Origin of the sequence: Lentibacillus sp. CBA3610 (assembly GCF_013373365.1) — a bacterium.
In the GTDB taxonomy this organism is placed as follows: Bacteria; Bacillota; Bacilli; order Bacillales; family Amphibacillaceae; genus Lentibacillus.
The window spans coordinates 3,608,878-3,628,922 of record NZ_CP035925.1 but is presented as its reverse complement, the minus strand read 5'-3'; the positions used below and the strand labels follow the sequence as shown (position 1 = coordinate 3,628,922).

21 protein-coding genes and 2 pseudogenes are annotated in these 20,045 nt (G+C 43.3%); 6 read left to right on the top strand and 17 right to left on the bottom strand.

All coding sequences use genetic code 11. From position 1 onward, the window contains the following. Nucleotides 1-13: 13 nt before the first annotated feature. From Len3610_RS18115 to acpS, 6 genes are all read right to left on the bottom strand, one after another. Nucleotides 14-175, bottom strand: a complete 162-nt coding sequence (locus Len3610_RS18115; RefSeq protein WP_176449181.1) for a hypothetical protein — start codon at nt 173-175, stop codon at nt 14-16. A gap of 382 nt (nt 176-557) precedes the next feature. Further along, nucleotides 558-704 carry a hypothetical protein gene (locus Len3610_RS18110; RefSeq protein WP_176449180.1) on the bottom strand — a complete coding sequence of 49 codons (147 nt, stop codon included), beginning with the start codon at nt 702-704 and terminating at the stop codon, nt 558-560. 977 nt (nt 705-1,681) lie between these two features. Then, nucleotides 1,682-1,930 (bottom strand): hypothetical protein, encoded by a 249-nt coding sequence (locus Len3610_RS18105; RefSeq protein ID WP_176449179.1) that lies wholly within the window; start codon nt 1,928-1,930, stop codon nt 1,682-1,684. Further along, nucleotides 1,914-2,069 carry an NAD(P)H-hydrate epimerase gene (locus Len3610_RS18100; RefSeq protein WP_176449178.1) on the bottom strand — a complete coding sequence of 52 codons (156 nt, stop codon included), beginning with the start codon at nt 2,067-2,069 and terminating at the stop codon, nt 1,914-1,916. Before Len3610_RS18100 ends, Len3610_RS18105 begins: the two co-directional genes overlap by 17 nt. Nucleotides 2,070-2,237: 168 nt before the next feature. Next, nucleotides 2,238-2,387, bottom strand: a complete 150-nt coding sequence (locus Len3610_RS18095) for a hypothetical protein (RefSeq protein ID WP_176449177.1) — start codon at nt 2,385-2,387, stop codon at nt 2,238-2,240. A gap of 64 nt (nt 2,388-2,451) precedes the next feature. After that, nucleotides 2,452-2,817: a holo-ACP synthase gene (acpS, locus tag Len3610_RS18090; protein ID WP_176449176.1), complete on the bottom strand. Its 366-nt coding sequence runs from the start codon at nt 2,815-2,817 to the stop codon at nt 2,452-2,454. 587 nt (nt 2,818-3,404) lie between these two features. Between acpS and Len3610_RS18085 the strand changes: the two genes are divergently transcribed. After that, complete coding sequence (locus Len3610_RS18085; RefSeq protein WP_176449175.1) at nt 3,405-3,998, top strand: rhomboid family intramembrane serine protease; 594 nt, start codon at nt 3,405-3,407, stop codon at nt 3,996-3,998. Nucleotides 3,999-4,184: 186 nt separating this feature from the next. On the opposite strand, the gene Len3610_RS18080 is transcribed toward Len3610_RS18085, so the two are convergent. The 3 genes from Len3610_RS18080 to Len3610_RS18070 form a co-directional block, all read right to left on the bottom strand. After that, complete coding sequence (locus Len3610_RS18080) at nt 4,185-5,426, bottom strand: PH domain-containing protein (RefSeq protein WP_176449174.1); 1,242 nt, start codon at nt 5,424-5,426, stop codon at nt 4,185-4,187. Then, on the bottom strand, nt 5,419-5,898 hold the full coding sequence (locus Len3610_RS18075; protein WP_176449173.1) for a PH domain-containing protein: 480 nt from the start codon (nt 5,896-5,898) through the stop codon (nt 5,419-5,421). Before Len3610_RS18075 ends, Len3610_RS18080 begins: the two co-directional genes overlap by 8 nt. A 191-nt stretch (nt 5,899-6,089) precedes the next feature. Next, nucleotides 6,090-7,577, bottom strand: coding sequence for a degradosome RNA helicase CshA (locus Len3610_RS18070; protein WP_176449172.1), 1,488 nt, complete (start codon nt 7,575-7,577; stop codon nt 6,090-6,092). Nucleotides 7,578-7,909: 332 nt separating this feature from the next. On the opposite strand from Len3610_RS18070, the gene Len3610_RS18065 reads away from it, so the two are divergent. Together Len3610_RS18065 and Len3610_RS18060 are read left to right on the top strand one after the other, a co-directional pair. Then, nucleotides 7,910-8,815 (top strand): DMT family transporter, encoded by a 906-nt coding sequence (locus Len3610_RS18065; protein ID WP_176449171.1) that lies wholly within the window; start codon nt 7,910-7,912, stop codon nt 8,813-8,815. Nucleotides 8,816-9,083: 268 nt separating this feature from the next. Next, a complete protein-coding gene (locus tag Len3610_RS18060) occupies nt 9,084-9,941 on the top strand; it encodes a DegV family protein (protein WP_176449741.1) in 858 nt (285 codons plus the stop codon). A gap of 98 nt (nt 9,942-10,039) precedes the next feature. Here Len3610_RS18060 and Len3610_RS18055 read toward each other — a convergent pair whose 3' ends face one another. The 6 genes from Len3610_RS18055 to Len3610_RS18030 all read right to left on the bottom strand — a co-directional run bounded on the left by Len3610_RS18055 (nt 10,040) and on the right by Len3610_RS18030 (nt 14,789). Continuing rightward, the gene (locus tag Len3610_RS18055; protein WP_176449170.1) at nt 10,040-10,750 is read right to left on the bottom strand and encodes an alpha/beta hydrolase; all 711 of its coding nucleotides are present in this window, start codon (nt 10,748-10,750) and stop codon (nt 10,040-10,042) included. 88 nt (nt 10,751-10,838) lie between these two features. After that, the gene (locus tag Len3610_RS18050) at nt 10,839-11,180 is read right to left on the bottom strand and encodes a YppG family protein (protein ID WP_176449169.1); all 342 of its coding nucleotides are present in this window, start codon (nt 11,178-11,180) and stop codon (nt 10,839-10,841) included. Between the two features lie 83 nt (nt 11,181-11,263). Next, nucleotides 11,264-11,536, bottom strand: a complete 273-nt coding sequence (locus tag Len3610_RS18045; protein WP_176449168.1) for a glutaredoxin family protein — start codon at nt 11,534-11,536, stop codon at nt 11,264-11,266. Between the two features lie 377 nt (nt 11,537-11,913). Continuing rightward, on the bottom strand, nt 11,914-12,657 hold the full coding sequence (locus Len3610_RS18040) for a PepSY domain-containing protein (protein ID WP_176449167.1): 744 nt from the start codon (nt 12,655-12,657) through the stop codon (nt 11,914-11,916). 93 nt (nt 12,658-12,750) lie between these two features. Beyond that, nucleotides 12,751-14,097, bottom strand: coding sequence for a HAMP domain-containing sensor histidine kinase (locus Len3610_RS18035; RefSeq protein WP_176449166.1), 1,347 nt, complete (start codon nt 14,095-14,097; stop codon nt 12,751-12,753). Next, entirely contained in the window at nt 14,097-14,789 is a 693-nt protein-coding gene (locus Len3610_RS18030) for a response regulator transcription factor (protein WP_176449165.1), read from the bottom strand. Before Len3610_RS18030 ends, Len3610_RS18035 begins: the two co-directional genes overlap by 1 nt. Nucleotides 14,790-15,137: 348 nt before the next feature. On the opposite strand from Len3610_RS18030, the gene Len3610_RS18025 reads away from it, so the two are divergent. The 3 genes and pseudogenes from Len3610_RS18025 (at nt 15,138) to Len3610_RS18015 (ending at nt 18,442) form a co-directional block, all read left to right on the top strand. Continuing rightward, nucleotides 15,138-15,764: a VOC family protein gene (locus Len3610_RS18025; RefSeq protein WP_176449164.1), complete on the top strand. Its 627-nt coding sequence runs from the start codon at nt 15,138-15,140 to the stop codon at nt 15,762-15,764. A gap of 249 nt (nt 15,765-16,013) precedes the next feature. After that, nucleotides 16,014-16,382: an ArsR/SmtB family transcription factor gene (locus Len3610_RS18020; protein ID WP_176449163.1), complete on the top strand. Its 369-nt coding sequence runs from the start codon at nt 16,014-16,016 to the stop codon at nt 16,380-16,382. Further along, nucleotides 16,372-18,442, top strand: a pseudogene (locus Len3610_RS18015) (heavy metal translocating P-type ATPase). Before Len3610_RS18020 ends, Len3610_RS18015 begins: the two are co-directional and overlap by 11 nt. Nucleotides 18,443-18,824: 382 nt before the next feature. Here the strand turns inward: Len3610_RS18015 and Len3610_RS18010 are convergent. After that, the gene (locus Len3610_RS18010) at nt 18,825-19,145 is read right to left on the bottom strand and encodes a thioredoxin family protein (protein WP_176449162.1); all 321 of its coding nucleotides are present in this window, start codon (nt 19,143-19,145) and stop codon (nt 18,825-18,827) included. 69 nt (nt 19,146-19,214) lie between these two features. Further along, nucleotides 19,215-19,998 (bottom strand): annotated as a pseudogene (locus Len3610_RS18005) (DUF368 domain-containing protein). Between the last annotated feature and the right edge of the window lie 47 nt (nt 19,999-20,045).

The window sequence follows — 20,045 nt, the reverse complement described above, 5'->3', positions numbered from 1 at the left end:
TCGCCGGAAAAAGTCATGATGACCCGCTTGCCATTTTCTGTTGTCTACCTCTGTTTTCCTCGACAAGTTCTGATCCTGCCATATGTTGCGGATGCATGACAGTGAACGTGTCTGCTTCTGTTTCACTCACCCGAAACACAGTCTTCAGATTCTGCACTTGCCATGTTTTCTCCATTGTAAAATCGTCTTCAAAAGTGGGGTCTGTATTAAATTCAGAAGAAATCACTTCAACCAAAGCATTCCGGTCTTTGTCCAGAAACTTTTACCATAGCCGGTGTATAATTGTTTTTTATCAAAGTAACATCCTGATTATGGCCAAATTATTGTTGCTTTGATAATTTGTTTTCGTTTCAAAAACGTAATGATCTTCACTTGTGTCGAATTCAGCTTCCGTATCTTTCATGATATCGTTGACAAGTGATTGGTAAAGGTATGGCTGACTGCCGTTTTCCGGCCACTCTTCCTGAAATTTGAAGCTTTTGTCAGTTTCAGGTGACAGGACAAATACGCCATCTTCATTTTTCAGAATAATTGGTTGCCTTCTTCATTCCTGATCATTACTCAGTTTCCACACGGGTAAATCCTCTTTCTTGTGCCAGATGTTCTATATTATACGTCTGATCTTCCTGTCCGGTATTCATCGTCATTTCGGCATTTGGCTTTATATACCCATCCATGGATTCGAGATTCGTCCAAATCAGCAAACAACATCTTCCTGAGGACTGGTTCACACCAGGCAGATAGTATTAAGGGTAAGGCCCACAACGATGACAACCCACGTACCTAACAATTTTTTCATGGACATGTCTCCCTTGTCACATTTCACACAATTGCGAGCCGTCGTGTTGACGAAGGGAAAAGGTCATTGTCACTTTTTGGCTGAAAATGTACGTAAACATTTGTGATGCCGGATGACATCTTGAAGCCGTCAGATCATAAGACAGAATGCGTAGTTTCAGTCAGGAGATCGGCAGCTTTGCCATGAACAAAGCAGGCATTGCATAATGCATCGTGAGCGGCTGCTGTTGCATAACCATGGCTAAAGTTATTCCCGGATAAAGAACATCTCCGGTTCCGCCTTTAGCAAGCCCTGATTTCCGGCAGTGCTGACTGTTTGTTTGCCTCCGGCTTGTGATGATTGTAACATCCCTTTAAGTATGACGTGTATACCTTGATATTTCGGCGAACTTTCGTATAGGGAAAATGGTGATTGCAACAGTTTCTGAACGGGAAAATATCCAATAGCATAGCCATTTTCACCCGGATGGTGTCAGGACAGCAGGCTCTGTACGATGTTTAGCTCATTGAGCAGCCGGTTTCAGATGTATAACCCATCGCATCCACAATCAGCGGACACGCAGCCTCCACTGCTTGCTTGACCAATTCAAAAGGTTTCCACTTGACGTCCCATTCCCCATACCAAGAACTGCTGCATCATAAACGGGTCAAAGGTATGATTGTATGCCCATTCATAACCCGTCCTGTGTCATCCCAGGTTCAGGTATGTTGCTTCGTACACTGTTGGCGCGACTGTCGGTATGACGTCTTTGCTGTGGCAGCCGTAACCAGACCAGCGCCTGTCGTAATGCAGCATTCGTGGTCATCGCAATCGAACCCGGCATTTCCGCATGCCGCGATAACTACCCCCGTCCATGATCACCTATGGCATTAACGCTTCCGTTCAGGCATGCTTTTGGCGGAAAATCTTCTTCTGTTCCAGACACGCCGAATGCGCCATTGATTTACAGGTGTTGGCCGGAAGCCCAAATAAAATGGTATCCCACATTCCATAATAGGATGCTGTATGTTCCAGAAACGCGCTCATTTTTGGGAAACCTGCAATAACCGTCTCATTGGCTGTTACCGCTTGAAAGTGCTTTACACCTTTCATTTGCCGGCAACCGGCGGGTATATCAATTGAAAATGACATAAGCATCAGCCTGATTGATACGCGTCACAATCTCGTTCAGCGGCTGACGAAGCATCCCTGTCGTGCCGATGCCCAAGATAGCATCAACCATCACATCCGTCTCCCGGATAAGCACTTCAATCTCCGGGATTTGCCGCATAACGTGGACATCCCCGCCACATTTGATTAAATAATTGTTGATAAAATGCATCACCTGACACTTTTTCATCCGACACTTGCACAACAGATGCATTCGTATCCGTTATCAAGCAAATGTCCTGGCAATTCACGAAACATCGCCGCCATTATACCGCTCCCGGCGAAAATTTTAATCCGATCTGTTTCTGCTTATACGCCTTTCAATCCTGTCCGACATGGCTCGCCCTGCATTCTCCATTAATAACTTTCCTTCAATGCCTATTTCATTAATGGCTTCATATTCCATTCCGTACATTTCTTCTGCGGTGACAATATACACACTATTCCCTCCTGCCCGCACTAGAATATATGAGACAACCTATCCAATTATGCAAAAACACCCGTCAGTTCTTTTCCTCCAAAACAACCTGTGCCACGGCATAATCTTTACTGTGCGTAATCGATATAAAAATACGTCTGTCTTCGTAACCGGCAACATTCATTTTTGGAGCACCATACGTATCTGACATGATTTCCATATTTTTAAAACTTAATTTGCCAATGCCACTACCGGCTGCCTTGGAAAATGCTTCCTTAGCCGCAAACCTTCCTGCCAGATATTCAACCCTTCTCCGTTCATTCGTTAACGTTTCAAAACACGCTTTTTCAGCATGTGTTAAAATTCTATCAGCCAGTCGTTTATCATGTCGCTGTATGCTATCGTGAATGCGGTTCAGTTCAATTATGTCAATTCCAATACCTTTTATCATAAAAATCGCTTTCCTCTCTGCAGGAAATTGTATATCATTAGACTCGTAAGATTGTAATCATCATACTATAATACAATCCTATCATGTATCATACTCGGCTGCATCTGACTATAAAGCCGAAAACAGGTATGATATGTAAATGAAACTGTCTTGTGATTTCATTAGGGGGAGTCTCTTATACTTTTCTTGGTTCTAATTTAAAGACAAGGAGATAATTAAAATAACCATTCCTAAGACGAACAATACACTGCTTTAGCGGAGTATAATTTTCCGTAGGCGGGTATAATAATAAAAAAAAGGAGGGTACGAATGTTTATACGAAATGAGCGCCAGTATTAAGGAATTCAGGAACTTTACCCTGTTGTCTTCTGGCTGATTATTATCCATTTGTACTTGGTTTCTAACCGGGATTTTTGCAGACGCCGCTTGGTACATTTATTGAATTCCTGGGGAAGGGGTGTTAACCTCTATATCAGCCAGGGGAATACTGGCGTTTGCTGACGTCTATTTTTCCTTCATGCCCGATCTCATGCATGTATTATTTAATCATTTGCATTTAGTTGTTATTCGTCCGGCCCCTGGAGCAAATGCTGGTAAATAAAAGTTCACGGCTGGCCTATCTTGGCCGCCGGCCTTGCCGGGAATATTTGCCACCCTTTTGCTCGGCCGGCCATTTACGCCATGTTGGCCGGTCCGGTGCTATTTACGGACTCTTTGGGATCTATGTATTCATGGTTGCCTTCCGTAAACACCTGATTGACCAATCAAGCTCACAGATTATTACCATTATATTGGTTATCGGGCTGATCATGACCTTTATGCGCTCGGGTATTAATGTGTATTCCCATGTGTTTGGCTTCATTGGCGGTTTTGCACTTGCACCACTTGTCTTGAATAATGTACGCCCATATATGCCATGGGTGAGGCGACGATCCGTTGATGACGGCTCTATTCAATTTGATCCGAACCGCTGGGCAAAAAAAAAGCAGCGGAACAAAAAGATTTTCAAAAAACGGCCTATGGATATTCCTGGAGTTCCTGATTATACTCGGCTTTTGTTTCAGCCGGATATTTTAAAGGAATCGGTCTTAGCGCCGCGATTTCCTTTCCAGATAATCCCCTGGGACAAACTGTCCGTAAATTGTCTGATTCTCCCCACTTTGACCTTCACTTCTGCGTGAATACCAATCTGACATTTCATCAGTATGGGAGACTTCCAAATCCTTAATCATGAAATGTTTACCTGCTCCCATGGTCCCGACAATCGAAAATTGGGCAGTGGCCAAATTTTGCAGTTTCTGGACTTTATGTTGTTTTTTCTCAAATGCCTGGATGCGCTTATGATTACATCATGATGGTATTTCGGCTCAGAAACGGTGCCGTATCGTTAATCGGCCTGCCCTGGATATTAAAGCCGGCATCTTTATACCCGAAAGCCATCCCAGGAGCAGACCGCCGACAAGCAGCAATATCAATGGTATCCAAATAAATGTCGGAATGAAAATGGCAACCGCTGCTAAAATCAGCAAAAACAGCACCGAAGCACGCAATATATAAAATTTTAGTGCTCGTTTGGGCAAAGGGGTCAGTTCCCGCTGAATTCCGGCATAATCCGGTAGAAATGTTTCGAGAAATTTATCCAATTCATACCGCTTCATAATCGGGAAAAGGATTGATGAAAAATCCTCGCCTTTATCCATTGAACCCCCGGCGATCTCCGCGAACACCGTAACATATCCGAGCGGCTGACGGATAATACTTTCCTGAATGCCGATTGCCTGGATTCGTTTCAATGGAATCGTCACTTGTTTCTTTTCCAACAGGCCACGGGTAATAAATAATTCATCATCATTTTTCGTAATGGTAAAATTTCCGTATTTAATCATTGTTCCGGCAATTCCCAGCAGCCAGAGAAGGATTAGCATGAAAATCCCGATCACAATCAGTATAAGCACGCTTAAGCCAACGACCCATTCAATCGTGTCATCGAAAAAACGATCGGGTATGAATTGCTCCAGTTCCGAAAAAGCGGCTACTGCCAATGCGAGGATAACACCTACACCACCTGATGTCGTACCTGCAATGAATAACCGTTTAAAACTGATTTTTCGGGATGGACCCGGTTGTTCTGCAGGTTCTTCTGACATATCCGCTGCATCATCAGCAGACTGTGTTGCCTTCGATTTCAGCTCTTTCCGTAACGCTTCCCCTTCATCAAGTTTAACCGCACTAAGCGATGCTTCAGCACCTGTTCCCGTTCCTGCCGTTTCAATCTGCACCTTCGTGAGTTTAAGAATCCGGTGAATAACACCTGATGTCAAATCAATTGATTGAATACGATTTTTGGATATATAGCGTTTTTTGCGGATGAATACGCCATACTCGATTCGCAGTTCATCATCTTCAATCCGATAAGTATAGCGGTACCATGTCAGCACACTTCCTGCAATGAAAATGATCAATAAAGCTGCTACAATCAGTACAAAATACAGCAGTGATTCATCCCGGAACGTAATAAAACCTAAGACGATAGCAAATAAAAATTCACGTACTGTTTTAATCAAGTTGAATAGAATAGCTGCCGGATGCAAACGTTTTGCTTCAAACATCGTCTTCATCCACCCTTGCCAGTGCCGAAATCCTGTCTCTCAGATCCGATGCGTCTTCCTCGACGAGAGCAGGGATCTCGTGAGTGGTCGCTGCAGTGGAAATTTCCACACTCGCCAGCTTGTATTTTTTCAAAATGGGGCCTTGTTTTGTATCGACATGCTGCACACGGATCATTGGCACAAGTGTACGTGATACAATCAATATCCCATGCTGAATATAAATCTCCTGCTCGAACACTTCATAGCGCCATCTTCTCCAGCGCAGTTTCGGCAGCAAAAACACAAAGAAAAATGTACTTAACCCGCTGATGACAATGGCCACTGTTCCAAACCAATAGGAAAATTCAAACATATAAGCCAATATTAAAAATGCAATGGTTATTAACCAGAACACCCCGACCACAATAGCAGCCGCTATTTTCCATGCTTTGATGGCATCCCGGGCAATCCGGTTAACCGGTGGCTGTCGCATAATGTCACTTCCTCCAAATAATGATAGTCATACTATTATCTACGAATTTATGTTACCAAAGTTTCGGCGTTTTTGATAGGTAATGTTTATCGCGCAATCATACGCATGGCCTTTTCTGCGCGTTGACATTGTAAAGGTCGTCAAAACAAACTAAAAAGACCCGGAATACCACCCGAGTCTGTCATCATCGTTTAGTTATTCGAGTTGTGGTTGCGCCGCTTCTGATAATTTCCCTGGCGATTACGTCCGCCTTGATTGCGGCCTCCTTGCTTGCGTCCGCTTTGCCCCCGGTTTCCGTAAAATTTCTTATTTTGCGGTCTGCCTTTATGATGCTTCTTGCCGCCCTGCGCTTTTTTCACGCTGATCGGTTGAACGGACGAGATTTTGACAGGTGCATTACGCCGCTCTTTCGTCATCATTTTAAGGGCAGCTGCAACAACTGTCATCGAATCATAATCCTCCAGAAGCTCACTGGCAGTTTCCTGATAGTCCTGCAAATCCTGCTGATCAATCTTTTTCCGCAGTTTATCTGCTGCTGCCTGCTGCTGGCCGCGTTTCGCTTCCTGATAAGTCGGAGGCGCCATCCGCTTCATTTTACTTTTTGTCACTTTTTCAATCAAATTTAAATGTGCGGTCTCCCGTGGTGTAATGAATGATATCGCTTCTCCGGTGCGTCCTGCTCTTCCTGTACGGCCAATCCGGTGTACATAACTTTCCGGATCCTGTGGTATATCGAAATTATAAACATGTGTCACACCTGAAATATCAAGTCCCCGTGCCGCTACATCAGTCGCCACCAGTACATCAACACGATTGTTTTTAAATTTATTCAGAACCGACATCCGCTTCCCTTGAGTCAGGTCCCCGTGAATACCTTCTGCACGAAACCCGCGTGCCTGAAGCCCGTCGGTGATTTCATCCACCCGCTTTTTCGTCCGGCTGAAGACGATTGCAAGTCCCGGAGCATAAAAATCCAAATGATTTGTCAACGTATCGAATTTTTGTTTCTCAGGGATCTCAATAAAAAATTGATCGATATTCTCAACCGTCATTTTTTTTGCTTTCATTTTGACTTCTTTAGGGTTTTTCATCAGGTTCGTGGCAATATCACGGATTTCCTTTGGCATTGTTGCGGAAAATAGCAATGTCTGCCGTTCTTCCGGAATATTTTTCAAAATGTCACGAATATCTTCAATGAATCCCATATTCAGCATTTCATCAGCTTCATCAAGAACTGTCGTCTGTACATCTGACGTTCTGATTGTTTTACGCCGCATGTGATCAAGTAACCTTCCCGGTGTTGCCACAACAATATGCGGCCCATCTTTCAATGCGCGGATTTGCCGCCCCATTTGCTGCCCGCCGTAAACCGACATTGCGCGTACGCCTTTTATTTTGCCAAGCCGATTGACTTCCTCAGCCACCTGAATGGCCAATTCTCTGGTAGGTGCCACGACCAGTCCTTGAATTTTCCGTTGTTTCGGATCGATGTGTTCAATCATTGGAATACCAAATGCAGCAGTCTTTCCTGTTCCTGTCTGTGCTTGTCCGATCACGTCATTTCCCTGTAAAGCAAGCGGTATCGTTTCCGCCTGGATCGGGGTTGCTTCTTCAAAGCCCATCTCCTGCAAAGCTTTCATAATCGGCTGTGAAATATTCAGTTCATTAAATGTTGTCACCGTATAACTCTACTCCTTCTTTAATTCAACATAGTATTTAACGTATGATGGCTGTTGAAAAACTCAGGCATAGCCCCGTCTTAAAGCGGGGTGCCGAAGTTTTTATAAGGTCAACCATACTTTATACTTGCTGACGTTGTAAAAAGAGGCTTCTCCCAATAATGGAAAAAGGCCTCCTGCACATGAAATCTTTCATCCAAAATAACAGTCATTTTATCATAACACAGGATTTTGACTAATATCCACTACTTCCTATATGATTTTTCGTTTGCAGCATGATAAAATATACAAGATTCACGATTACAGAATTCAAGACGAGGAGGTTGTTGTTTATGCGAATCCCTCCGTTTAATCCATATATTGCGGTTGTCATTGGTGTTCTATCCGTTTCAACATCAGCAGTGCTGGTTAAACTTGCGGATCAGGCACCGGCAGCAATCATTGCTAATTACCGCCTGTTGCTGGCTGTCCTGATTATGGCACCATATGTTCTATTAAAAACGAGGCATGAATTCAGTTTCATTCAAAAAAAAGATTGGATCTTATCTGCACTGGCAGGTATCTTTCTTGCATTTCACTTTATTGTCTGGTTTGAATCTTTAAATTATACATCGGTGGCAAGCTCAGTAGTCCTTGTTACACTGCAGCCGATCTTTGCCTTTTTAGGAACCTATTTCTTTTTCCAGGAACGATTTTCATACGGCGCCATCATCAGCATGATCATCGCTCTGTCAGGGAGTGTGATTATTAGCTGGGGCGACTTTCAAATAAGCGGCATGGCGTTGTTCGGTGATATACTCGCACTCCTGGGAGCCATTTTTATAACAGCCTATTTCCTGATGGGCCAGCAAGTCAGAAAACGCCTGTCACTAATCACATACACATTCGTCGTTTATGGCATCAGTTCTGTAACACTGATTTTGTATAACCTGATCGGCGGCAATGACTTTTTAGGATACTCTGCTGATCACTGGCTCATATTTCTCGCGTTGGCGATATTCCCGACATTCTTCGGCCATACATTGTTTAATTGGGCATTGAAGTGGCTGAGCACAGCAACCATTTCGATGGCTATCGTGTTTGAACCGATAGGCGCGTCCATCCTTGCTTACTTGATATTGGGTGAAATGATCACATGGTCTCAATTGCTTGGCGGCTCAGTTGTTCTGTTCGGATTATTCCTCTTCATCATGAGTACGACCAAGAAACGCAAAGTCACCATATCGGAGCCGAAATGATTTGCATTATGGAGTTTCATAAGAGAAGACGCTGAAATGAGCAAAAACGCACGGTACAAGCTGCGGTGGGCGTTTTTGCACTGAATTTCGGCGATTCCTTGTCGACGTTTGGCGTTTCCTGTTTATTGTTTGGCGTTTTTACCCTGAACTTTGGCGATTCCTCTTTACATTGGCGTTTTTTTACCCTGAACTTTGGCGTTTATCATATCAACGACCGGCATAAACTGATATAATGAAAGCAACACACAAAAGTGAATTGGGTGAAATGATGCATATACAACTAATGACCGATGGCGGTGCGGATATTCCAAAACGTTTAAGCGATCTATTGAACGTCAAAGTCGTTCCACTCTATTTGTATTTCCAGAATCAGGAATACAGAGCTGGCGTGACCATTGATTTGGAAACTTTCTATCAAAAAATGACTGAATCGGATGAATTACCGCGGTCCTCATCCCCGAGCCCGAATGACTTTTATGATGCCTATAAACAAGTCGATCCGAATACGCCGATTATTATGCTGAGCTTATCGGAAGGCTTAAGCGTCACGTATGAAAATGCCGTACTCGGGAAAAACATGGTGCTTGAAGAAGAACCAGAGAGACAAATTGAAGTCATCAACTCAAAAACTGCTTCATGCGGATTGGCTCTGCTGTTACACGAAGCTAAATCAAAGATAGAGGAAAATTATTCATACCAACAGCTTGTAGAACATTTACACGAACGTGTTGAACAAACCAGTTCATTGTTTGTCCTGAAAACACTGGAAAATCTGATTCGTGGCGGCCGTCTTGACCGTGTCAAAGGGACCATAGCCAAAACACTGAACATTAAGCCGCTTATGCGTGGAAGTGATGAAGGGACCATTGAAGTAACGGAAAAGGTACGCGGCGATAAAAAATCCATTAGACGCTTTATTGAACAAATCGGGGAATATACAAAAGACTTTGAGGATAAAATCATTGCCATGTCTCATTGTAATGCGGAAAGCCGTGCCAGCAAAGTACTCTCAGAAATTAAGAATAAATATCCGTTCAAAGATGCCTATTTGGCAGAAATGGGACCGTTAATAGCTACTTATGCCGGTGAGGGCGGTCTTGTCATTTCCTTTTTCAAAGACAAATAAGAAAAAACGCTCTTTTCAAATACCGGATTCGAGAGGTCGGATTGGATGAAATCGGCGAGACAGCCGATTTCTGTGTACGTAAAAAAAGAGGCGAATGGTCACGTGACTGCATTCCCCTCTTTCTCTTCAGTTAGAAATTCATAAATCAGCCTGTTTAATGTTACATTGTCATCCCCCAGGCAAATCAGATGCCCGGAACGTTCAAAGAACACTACTTCTTTTTGCTCAGAGGTCATTTCTTTATCAAGATAATAACCTGTTTTATATGGCACCACCATATCCTGTTGCCCGTGAGCGATCATAACAGGTGATTTCACCTTATTTAAGTATCGTCTGGTGAATCTGACTAATTTAAGAAATTCAATATTGGCTTTAAATGGTACAGTTCCCCATTTTTGTTTATAATGCAAATACAGATTATTCTCTTTCAGCTTGCCTTTAAATCCGTCAGCAATAACACCTTTGAAGTCCCTTGCAATTTGCCGGAATGATAAATATTTTCCCGATGGAGCCAGTAACACTAACTTATCAATATTATGCTTGGAAGCCAGGTAAGCAGCAATCATCCCACCCATTGAAAAACCGATCAGGTAAATTTTGTCCGTTTTCTCCTTTAATTCCTTTAACGAATTCTCTGCTGCTGTCAGCCAACTTTTATGTGAAACATTTTCCAAATGAAGTTCGCTGCCATGCCCAGGCAATGTTGGTACATCCACAAACCAATCTGTATGTTCCCTCAGATAATCCGCCAATGGGCCAACTTCATACGGACTACCGGTATAGCCATGTATCATCAAACATCCTATCATGCGAATTCTCCTTGTTATTCATATATCTTCTTTTTCCCTTATCCGGCGTTATTCATGCACAACAAAGAAACCGGACAATCTTAATAAATCATCTGATCTGATTCATGAGATTTCCGACCTGTTTGACCACCGGCGAAATCTGCTGAACCGTGTTTGCTACCTGCCCGGCTGTTGACAACATCTTATCGAGATCAAGTTCACCATTATTATCCTGAAAGTAATACAGCAGATTATTTGGATTTGCAGACTGGGAAAATGATTCATCATACTGAGGATGCGGCTGCCAGTTCATTGGCTGTTTCGGTTTAGCAAACGCTTCAAAAGGCGTTTGGTAATAGGTATTATAGTTCGTATTTACTGGATTAGTTATATAGGGGCTGTATACTTGATAATCACGATCAGCTGGCCAAAAAGGATAGGATCTTCGCATAACACACACCTCTTTCCAAATGTTCTTCAGCATTATATGAAAAGCAGCGGAAAAATGTGTGAAACAGCCCATCCAAGCCATAATCATTTGCCAAACGAATTATGCGATTGATAAGAATCCATCATACCAAGCGCATATTTAATTTTATTGACTTGCGTTCCCAGGACTACTTTTTCGTCTACAAATGTCGCAGGTGTACCAAATATACCCTCTTCCTGAAGCTCATCCAAGTATTCCCGGTTTTGTGTGACGTTTCTTTTTTTAAAATTGATATCCCATTGATTGAGTTTTTCCAGCAGCTTCTCGCACTGCATACTATTTTCACTGATGTAGACAACTACTTCCTGCTCGCTCATTTTGAACCCCCTCGTCTTTGCATACACGTGAATGGTATACCCCTAATCTAACAAATTAAACATGTTTTTTACAAAACCATTACATAAGGAAAAGTCAGGCCCACCCTCGTCTTTCCAAAAGCCGGAAGTAAGGGATCGGATTGGGTGAAATCGGCGCGAGAGCCAATTTCTTTGATTAAAACAGCCCTGAATTTTATACTTTCCTATCCAATAAAAAAAGAAGCAAACCCTGCAGCAAAAAGGTTTACTTCTTTTTTAATTTAAAGAGCAGAGGCTCCCCCTGCCTCCACTCCAATCATAAGGCATTTCATGTGATGCCACTATGATATATGTCACACATCGGCTGAATTTTTCATCCTTTTATATTGGGGGTTTAATTAATCATCATAACGATCATCATCGTCATCGTCGTCATCATCTTCGCTATCGATTTCCATGACAAGAATCTCACTTGTATAAGCATCAATCTCTAATTCGGCTTCTTTGTTTTCGGATTTCATTTCGATTTCATAATATAAACGACCGTCATCTTCATCCAATTCCATTTCAGTAATCGTTCCGGAAAATTCATTCAGTGCAATTTCTTCTGCCTCTGCTGTACTAATGACAGCTTGATTACCGCTCTCTTTGTTATCATCACTGTTACCCTGCCTGTTTAATTCCATCCGGTCCGTATTGTCGTTGTCTAAACTGTTATTGGCATCAGCATTATCGTTATTGCGTGCATTTTCACCGTTATTTTGATTCGATTTATTTTGGTCATTATCTGTTTGGCCGGACTTTTCGTCATTACTGTCAGCACTGCTTTGTCCGTTCTGTTTATGATTGTCTTTGGCAACAAATTTCTCTTCCAGCTCTAAAACGTCACCTGTATTACCATCCAATTTTATCTCGTATTCTGTATTACCATCTTGAATTTCAGCCTCGTATACTGATCTGCTTCCTTTTTTATCTAATTCCAGCTCCGTGATCTCCCCCGGATACTGAGCATTAATCACATCCTCGATTTCCTGCCGATCCATGCTGGGTGAAGCCTCAGATGCACTCGACTGAAACATGCCCAGCCCCAGTGCCGAAATACCAAGAATCACCGTTAACACAAGCCCAATTTTCTTTTTCATTATTAGTGCCTCCTCATTTGTTTTCTGACTATATCATATCCCCTGCAAATGAAAGAACACTGTGCTCCAGATTAAAATTTGATTAGAAAAACATTAATGTTCCTGAGAGATCGGGAGTTTGAGCGTGAATGTGGAACCTTTTCCCGTTGTGCTTGATACATGGATGGTGCCGCCGTGTGCTTCAATTATCACTTTGGCGATGGATAAACCGAGACCGGTACCGCCCGTTTCCCTGCTTCGCGATTTATCAATCCGGTAAAACCGGTCGAATATTTTTTCCTGTTCCACCTCAGGGATGCCATGACCATTGTCCGCTACTTTCACTTCAACGCTGCGTTCGTTTTTCAAAACAGACAATGCTACAGCGTCCTCACTATATTTAACAGCATTATCCATCAAAATGTAAACAACCTGCTGCAGTTGGTCATAACTCCCATTAACTTGGATCATTTCCGCAGTTGTATTGAACAAAATCTCTCTGTCATAGGCACCTTTAAATGTTTCCGCTGCAGACCGGCAAAGTTCAACAATATTAAATGGCTCATACACTTCTCTGTCTTTGTTTTTGGCGAGAAGCAGCATTTGCTCCACGAGTTTCTGCATCCGGTCTGCCTGTGATTCAATTGCTTCGGATGATTCCTGTATTAGTTCCGGCTTTTCAGCTCCGCGGCGTTTCATCAGCTGGGAGTAGCTTTTGACAATGGATATCGGTGTTTTCAGTTCATGGGAAGCATCGGATACAAACATCTCCTGTTTTTCAAAATTCTCCCTCAAATAATCAATCATTCGGTTAAACGTGACTTTCATTTCATACAGTTCATCTTTTGATTGATCGGCTGCATTGATTTTCTTCCAGTTACCATAAGCGGTGTTTTCTTTCATGGCAGCGGTCAGCTCCTGGACAGGCTTTGTGATAAACCGGGATAAAAAGATACCTGCCACAATGGTTGGAATCAGCATAATCAAAGATGCGACAACGAGGACATAAAATAATGTTTCCATTGTCGATGTATGACTCGTCAATTGTTTATAAACCTGCAACGTCACAACGTCACCATTTTCCCAGATGATTGGTTTAGCGACGGTAGCAAAGTCGGGCTGATCACTCTGAGCGATAATCGAACTTGTTTCTGAGGTCACATAATTTGCCGGCAGCTCTGTATAATTAGCGTTCATCACTTGGATAACATAAGAACCATCTTCATCGATGACCCGTATCATACCTTCTGTCGGCAAGAAAGCATCCAGCATCTCATTTTGTGAAATACTCGGATTGTCATTCAGCGTTTCGACCATTTCGTTCATTTGCATGTTTAAATCATCCAGTTCCCTGTCCAACGACATCGTATGAAACAAATAGTAAATGGACATGTTAACCAGCAAAACCAGGACAAGCATGAACAAACTGGAAAACAGACGAATTTTTACAGCAAGCTTCATCAGTCATGTTCCTTTATTGTATAACCGACACCACGGACGGTCTGAATATAAGGGTGATCAAATGGCTTATCAATTTTCTGGCGCAAATACCGGATGTAAACGTCAACGACATTGGTGTCCCCGAAATAGTCAAAACCCCAAACATGTTCAATCAATTGATCCCTGGTGAGCACGACATTTTTATTTTGCAGCAAATAAACCAGTAGATCGAATTCCCTTGGGGTAAGCTCAATTGGCTGTTTAGCACGCCGTACTTCCCGGGCATCGACATCAACGACGAGATCACCGACCCCAAATTCTTCATGCTGCTCGGCTTTGGCTTTGCGCGGCTGGCGGAGTTGCGCCCTGATCCGCGCCAGCAGTTCCTCAATTTGAAACGGCTTTGTAATATAGTCATTGGCACCCTGATCAAGTCCGTTCACCTTATCATAAACCTCATCACGCGCTGTCAGCAGAATAATAGGTGTCATATCATCAAACCGTCTCACCCGGCGCAGCACCTCCATCCCACTCAGCTCCGGAAGCATAATATCGAGAAGTACAAGATCCCATCCCTCGTCAGTTAAAAGATCCAACGCTGTGCTTCCATCTGCCGCAACAGTCGTGCTGTAATCCTCATACCCCAGCTCAAGCTCCAGTACCCGGCTCAGTTTTTCCTCATCTTCAACAATCAGAATTCTCGGTTTATCCATTTTAATCACCTGCTTCAATTAACTCTTTAAGTTACTATATCAAATATTAGTGAAAAAGTGGACAGCTAGCGATCACCCTCGGGATTTTGTGAATTTCGTTGTTGTCGTTGTGAACTTCGGAGTTTTTGAGATGAACATCGGGATATTCCATGTGGTCGCACCCGATTTTGTGACAACTTAAGCCGGAAAATTGTGAACTTGAGCCGAATTTGTGACAACTTGGGCCAAAAAACTGTGAACATTTAAGCCAAATTTGTGATAACTTAAGCCAAAACCGGTTTGCAGACAAGTGTAAATGCTTTCCATACAAGCCTTTAAAAAGTAAGATGGCATTAGGAGGGGATCATTATGCTTTCTATCGACCATATTGTCATCGCCGCTAAAAATCCCGAAAAAGCAGCAAACGACTTTGGACAGGAACATGGTGTTGCCGTTACAAAAGGCGGTCAGCACGCCAGCTGGGGTACAAACAATTACCTTGCCTTCTTCCGCAATGACTGCTATATCGAGTGGATTGGCATTTTTGATGAAACAACTGCAGCCAGATCGAGTAACCCGCTCATTCACCTGCTCTTCCGTGAACTGGCGGAAGGTCATGAAGGTCCTATTCAAATTGCACTCAGAACAAATCATATGGATGATAATATTAAAAATCTCCAGGAACTTAACATACCATTCACCGGCCCTGTACCCGGCAGCCGGAAACGTCCGGACAGCAGCCTTTTGGAATGGCGGATGCTTTTCCCTGAAATAAAAGGGGAAGTACTGCCCTTCTTGATTGAATGGGGTGAGGGGAAAAATACCCCGCAGGATTCCAAACTGATTAATGACAAGGCGATAGATTCAGTTTCAATGGTCGTTACAGATCCTGAGAAGTTCGCCTCCATTTATCAATTGAATATGGCAAGTCAGAAGGCCCGGCTGGAAAATGCAGAATTAAAACTTTCTGATCAATTACATTTTTCGATTGAATAAACGTTGAATTAGGCAGGAACAAGTCCAAATTATGCGGAACCTGGTCACGTGTAAGAGCAACCTGACTTGTGCGGGAAATACCCAACTCATGCCGTTACTTGACTTCACACCAAATACTATCTTCGTCCCGTCCCCATCCCGGCATTTACACTCAGCAAAAATGAGGGAAATGCCAGCTTTTTCTTTTGACATTCAAATGAATATTTGAATATAATATAATCAAATATTCATTTGAATGAGGTGTAAACCATGCCAAATGACGTTTGTGATGTAACCTGTATCAACGAAGATAAGGTCAATCATGTTAAACAGGAACTCAATAACCAGCCTACTGATAAAGTGATAAGCTTATATAAGCTCTTGGCAGACCGGAACAGACTGCAGATAGCGTACGCATTGTTAATCGAAAAGGAACTATGCGTCTGTGACCTTGCCAATATTATCGGCGCAACAACTGCCACAACATCCCACCACTTGCGGAAACTGCACAAGGCCGGTATTGCCACGTTCCGCAAAGAGGGAAAACTTGCCTACTATTCATTGTCGGATGCTCATATGAAACAAGTAATCAAACAAGGCTTCCTTCATAGAGAGGAGGAGAGCGCCTATGTCGGCTGAGCAACAAACATACCGGCTTAACGGGATATCATGTGCCAATTGTGCCCAGACCTTTGAAAACAATGTGAAAGAAATCGATGGCGTGAAGGATGCAAACGTCCATTTCGCCACGTCAAAAATTGATGTTGTCGGTGAAACGTCAATTGCTGATATTGAAAAAGCCGGATCATTTGAAAATATTAAAGTCATCCGAGAAAATACGGAACCTGAAAAAGAACCATTCTGGGTGCGGCATGATAAAGTCCTGCTCGCTTCGTTACTAATTGTTTTTGGTTTCATCGCTAATGCCACATTCGGCACTTCTCATTACCTGCCGAATGTGCTCTATGGACTGGGAGCACTGGGTTGGCGGCTTAAGCCTTTTTAAAGCCGGCCTGATCAATCTGACAAAATTCCGCTTCGATATGAAAACACTGATGACGATTGCCGTTATCGGAGCTGCCATCATCGGTGAATGGCGTGAAGCCGCTGTAGTCGTCATTTTATTTGCCATTAGTGAAGCGTTGGAATCCTATTCGATGGACAAAGCACGCTCATCCATCCATTCCTTAATGAGCATTTCACCTGAGGAAGCACGAATTAGGCGAAACGGCGAGGAACAAACAATAACCGTTGAAGATGTTGCTGTTGGAGACGTCATGCTTGTCAAACCAGGTCAACAGATCGCCATGGATGGTACGATTTTAGATGGATTCTCATCTATTAATCAGGCATCCATTACTGGTGAATCAATACCTGCCGAGAAAACAGCAAACGATGACGTATTCGCAGGCACCATTAATCAGGACGGATTCCTTGAAATCGAAGTAACCAAAAAAGCAGAAGACACAACCATCGCTAAAATCATTCATATGGTTGAAGAAGCGCAAGAGGAACGGGCACCGGCTCAAGCATTCGTTGACCGGTTTGCCGCCTATTACACACCGGCCATTATAATCATTGCCTTTTTAGTCGCAATCGTTCCACCCCTCTTTGGCGGTGCATGGGGCACATGGATTTATCAGGGGCTTGCAGTACTCGTTGTCGGCTGTCCATGCGCACTTGTTGTATCAACCCCGGTCGCCATCGTAACGGCAATTGGCAATGCCGCACGCAATGGCGTATTGATTAAAGGCGGCATTCACCTTGAACAAATTGGGGAAATCAGGAAAATTGCTTTTGACAAAACAGGGACACTGACTAACGGCACACCTAAGGTTACGGACATCCACTTTTTCACAGACGAACGCAATAAGGCACTCCGTTACCTGAAAGGATTGGAAGTCAAATCAAACCACCCGCTGGCCAAAGCGATTGTAGACTACATGAACAATGAGCAACCGGCTATTCAAGCAGCCAACGTACAGTCCTTCACCACGGTTCACGGAAAAGGCATCCGTGGTGAAATCGATGGTGTGACTGTTTACGCCGGATCACCGGATTACTTCAAAAACACACCGGACAGTCGAATCACGCAATACCAGGAAGCCGGCAAAACGGTTATGTTATGCGGGACAGAAGATGAGTTGCTTCTGGCCATTGCACTGCGCGATGAACCACGTACCGAAAGCAGAAGTGTCGTCCAAAAATTGCATGATCTCGGTATCAGGCAGACATTCATGCTTACCGGCGACCATGAACAGACAGCAAAAGCATTAAAAGATGACTTGGCGCTAACCGATGTTAAAGCAGGTCTTTTACCCGAAGATAAACTGCAATTCATCAAAGCGCAGGAGCACGGCAATATAGCCATGATCGGTGACGGCATCAATGACACCCCGGCACTGGCAGCATCAAAAGTTGGTATTGCCATGGGTTCAGCCGGCACAGACAGCGCACTGGAGACAGCCGATGTTGCCTTAATGGGGGACGATTTGAATAAACTGCCGTACACTGTCAAGCTGAGCCGTAAAGCACTGGGCATTATCAAGCAAAATATCAGCTTTGCAATCGGCATTAAAGCCCTCGCCCTTTTGCTCGTCATCCCCGGCTGGTTGACACTCTGGATTGCCATTTTTGCTGATATGGGAGCGACATTGCTGGTGACGCTCAATGCGTTACGGCTGATGAAAATAAGCTGATCATCCGACACGGGTGATCAGCTTACTTTATTCCCAGCGCACATACTGTATGTTGGTTTGATAAAAAACACGATATCGTTAAACCCAGCGTGTCAGCAATGCGGTCAATTGTCACATTATTGATCGCAAGCACCTTATCAATCTTTTACTGCAAAACCGGCCGTTCCTCTGCAGTCCCCTCTATCAGTCTTATCTGCCCATTGATCAAACGTTTGTTTAACCTCTGAAATGCCTGATAAACCAGCCAACCAGCTTACCAATCATGCCATACGGCTGAACAAACTGTGAAAATATTTTTCCCATTATGCATATCCCCTTATGGCATCCTTATTTCCCTTAAAGACAAAAAAATAATCACCCTCGAATCAAGGGTGATTGATACTTAAGCCAATTGCTGATGCAAAAACTCGCTGACCGATTCCGGTGTTTTCGTATCAGCGCTGTGCTGATGGGCAAGCTTTTCCCCATCTTTAAAAATCAAAATGCTCGGAATGCCCATCACTTCATATTTTTCAGCCATACCTTTGACTTCATCGCTATTGATTTCATACCAGTCATAGTTATTGAATTCATCCATGACATCCCCGATGAACATATCCATGCGTTTGCAGTCAGGACACCAATCAGCGAAAAACTTCACGATAACCGGTTCGTCCGACTGAATGATGTCGTTGAATTGTTCTTCTGTATCGATATGTTTCATTTCAAAAACCCCCCTTAATATGTCTATCTGCATTGTACCTGTTTTGTAACCGCATGTCTTTTAGTTAGCTTACGATTCATATTCAACCTTTCCAAGCAAATAAGCTGCAGCCAGCCCCGATGCAAACGTCACAATGCTCACTAACACCAGCAATCCCTCTGCCGGCCAGCCCGGAAAGACAACGAAAACAGAACCGATCACCATGCCGATAATAACGGCAAATGTTCCGGTATAATAGTTATTTAAAAAGAAGTTAACAATTTTACTCATGAAAACAATACCGAGAACGATTCCAACACCGACGACGGCAATAATATCAAGCTGCAGATTACTGACTGCGCTGATGACCGTTGTGAACACACCCATAATCATAAGCATTAGTGAGCCGCTGATACCTGGCAGAACCAGTGCACTGCTGGCAATGAATCCGGAAAAAAATAGAAGAATATAAGTAGAAGTCGTCAAATTTTCAATAGCGGGTCCCTCACTGGCCTGCAGAAATGCCATGGAACCCACAAAGTACAGCGCCTATTAATAATACCACAATATGGTTAGCCTTAAATTTATTTTTGGCATCAGCTTTATGGAACAAATAGGGCAGCACACCTAAAATCAGCCCCAAAAAGAAAAATTTTGTCGGTCCAGGATAATTCTCAAACAGCCAATCAATCACATTTGCCAGTAAAAATATAGCCGTTAAAATTCCAATGCCCAGCGGAATCAAAAAGCCTAATTGTTTTTTCCAATCCTTACTCATAAGCCCATTGATGGCTGCAATCAACCGCTCATAGATTCCGAGCAGAACTGCAATCGTTCCCCCGCTCACTCCGGGATCCTATCTGCTTGCTCCCAATTACAAGCCAGATATATTTTTCCATTCCAATTTATTAAAAAGCTCCC

What these genes read in the sequence shown, in the direction of transcription:
- Len3610_RS18040 (WP_176449167.1), bottom strand. Translation starts at nt 12,657, where the DNA reads ATGAAAAAGAAAATTGGGCTTGTGTTAACGGTGATTCTTGGTATTTCG.
- Len3610_RS18025 (WP_176449164.1), top strand. Translation starts at nt 15,138, where the DNA reads ATGCTTTCTATCGACCATATTGTCATCGCCGCTAAAAATCCCGAAAAA.
- Len3610_RS18010 (WP_176449162.1), bottom strand. Translation starts at nt 19,145, where the DNA reads ATGAAACATATCGATACAGAAGAACAATTCAACGACATCATTCAGTCG.
- Len3610_RS18035 (WP_176449166.1), bottom strand. Translation starts at nt 14,097, where the DNA reads ATGAAGCTTGCTGTAAAAATTCGTCTGTTTTCCAGTTTGTTCATGCTT.
- Len3610_RS18075 (WP_176449173.1), bottom strand. Translation starts at nt 5,898, where the DNA reads ATGCGACAGCCACCGGTTAACCGGATTGCCCGGGATGCCATCAAAGCA.
- Len3610_RS18080 (WP_176449174.1), bottom strand. Translation starts at nt 5,426, where the DNA reads ATGTTTGAAGCAAAACGTTTGCATCCGGCAGCTATTCTATTCAACTTG.
- acpS (WP_176449176.1), bottom strand. Translation starts at nt 2,817, where the DNA reads ATGATAAAAGGTATTGGAATTGACATAATTGAACTGAACCGCATTCAC.
- Len3610_RS18055 (WP_176449170.1), bottom strand. Translation starts at nt 10,750, where the DNA reads ATGATAGGATGTTTGATGATACATGGCTATACCGGTAGTCCGTATGAA.
- Len3610_RS18060 (WP_176449741.1), top strand. Translation starts at nt 9,084, where the DNA reads ATGCATATACAACTAATGACCGATGGCGGTGCGGATATTCCAAAACGT.
- Len3610_RS18100 (WP_176449178.1), bottom strand. Translation starts at nt 2,069, where the DNA reads ATGCGGCAAATCCCGGAGATTGAAGTGCTTATCCGGGAGACGGATGTG.
- Len3610_RS18020 (WP_176449163.1), top strand. Translation starts at nt 16,014, where the DNA reads ATGCCAAATGACGTTTGTGATGTAACCTGTATCAACGAAGATAAGGTC.
- Len3610_RS18050 (WP_176449169.1), bottom strand. Translation starts at nt 11,180, where the DNA reads ATGCGAAGATCCTATCCTTTTTGGCCAGCTGATCGTGATTATCAAGTA.
- Len3610_RS18045 (WP_176449168.1), bottom strand. Translation starts at nt 11,536, where the DNA reads ATGAGCGAGCAGGAAGTAGTTGTCTACATCAGTGAAAATAGTATGCAG.
- Len3610_RS18030 (WP_176449165.1), bottom strand. Translation starts at nt 14,789, where the DNA reads ATGGATAAACCGAGAATTCTGATTGTTGAAGATGAGGAAAAACTGAGC.
- Len3610_RS18105 (WP_176449179.1), bottom strand. Translation starts at nt 1,930, where the DNA reads ATGTCATTTTCAATTGATATACCCGCCGGTTGCCGGCAAATGAAAGGT.
- Len3610_RS18085 (WP_176449175.1), top strand. Translation starts at nt 3,405, where the DNA reads ATGCTGGTAAATAAAAGTTCACGGCTGGCCTATCTTGGCCGCCGGCCT.
- Len3610_RS18065 (WP_176449171.1), top strand. Translation starts at nt 7,910, where the DNA reads ATGCGAATCCCTCCGTTTAATCCATATATTGCGGTTGTCATTGGTGTT.
- Len3610_RS18115 (WP_176449181.1), bottom strand. Translation starts at nt 175, where the DNA reads ATGGAGAAAACATGGCAAGTGCAGAATCTGAAGACTGTGTTTCGGGTG.